Source organism: Mycolicibacterium sp. XJ662 (genome assembly GCF_053484035.1).
The window spans coordinates 1-1,323 of the sequence record NZ_JBEFTL010000029.1; the positions used below are offsets into that span (position 1 = coordinate 1).

Sequence of the window (1,323 nt, forward strand, 5' to 3'; positions counted from 1 at the left end):
CCAGTATTCGGTAGTGGGGTCGGTAGTTTGACGGATGTCTTGGGGGGGTTGGGTTGGCATAGTCGCTGGGCATGTGGTTGGTGTCTTGGTTGAGGGGATGTGTCTGGTGACTGTTGCTGATCAGCGTTCTGAGTCGGGTGTGGGGGAGTCGTCGGGCTCGAAGTGGCCGCGGTATTTGCAGGCGGAGTGGGGGTTTGACAATCATTGGCATCCCGCGGTGTTCAGCCATGAGTTGGTTGAGGGCGGGTTCGTTTCGGTGAAGGTGCTGGGTCGCCAGATTTTGCTCACCCGTGCGCAGGGCCGGGTGCGGGCGATAATCGATCGGTGCGCGCATCGAGGGGTGCGGTTTTCCGCTGAGCCGCTGTGCTTTTTGAAGGGTACGGTGTCGTGTTGGTATCACGGGTGGACTTACTCCCTTGAAACTGGGGAGCTTGTTGATGTGCTGACGTCGCCGAACTCGCCGGTGGTTGGCCAGGTCAAGATCCCGGTGTTCGCTGTGCAGGAACGTCAGGGTTTGGTGTTCGTGTTCATCGGCGATGAACCGCCGCATGATCTGAGTGAGGATGTGCCGCCGGGATTTTTGGATGCTGATACCCATTGTTTGGGTATTCGACGCACGGTGGATTCGAACTGGCGGCTAGGGGTGGAGAACGGGTTTGATACAACCCACATCTTCATGCATCGCAACTCTCCGTTGATAAAAGGGAACAACATTGCGTTGCCGTTCGGGTTTGTGCCGGCCGATCGCGGCGCGATGGATGTGCACGCTCACGGCTGGCCCAAGGGAGTTGTTGACAACCTGGCCCAGAACTACCAGCCGGTATTCGATGCAAAGTTGGATGGGCATTCGGTCCTGCAATACCAGTTCGCCGGAGATGAGAAGCGCGTTGCGGCTCAGGTCAGTGTCTGGCTGCCCGGGGTGCTCAAAGTTGATCCGTTCCCTGATCCCAGCTTGATTCAATACGAGTTCTACGTCGCTATCGATGCCACTCATCACGAGTACTTCCAGGTGCTGCAACGCAAGGTGGCTTCCGATGCTGATATCGCCGCTTACACAGAGGAATTTGACACCAAATGGCGTGATCTTGCGCTGCACGGATTCAACGACGACGACGTATGGGCGCGCGAAGCCCAGCAGGAGTTCTACGGCAGCCAAAACGGTTGGGCCAACGAACACCTCTTTCCCCCCGACATGTGCATCACCAAATGGCGCCAACTGGCCTCAACCCACGCCCGCGGTATCACCCGCATCCCCAACACCACCCCGGACAACACATGACAACCACCGCAACAACAGCAGAAGAGCACTTCATCGACGCTGGT

General features: G+C 57.7%; 1 protein-coding gene. It reads left to right on the plus strand.

The annotated features are described in order from the left end of the window. Positions 1 to 106: 106 nt before the first annotated feature. Positions 107 to 1,279: a Rieske 2Fe-2S domain-containing protein gene (locus ABQE93_RS27030; RefSeq protein WP_205871007.1), complete on the plus strand. Its 1,173-nt coding sequence runs from the start codon at positions 107 to 109 to the stop codon at positions 1,277 to 1,279. Positions 1,280 to 1,323: the final 44 nt, after the last annotated feature.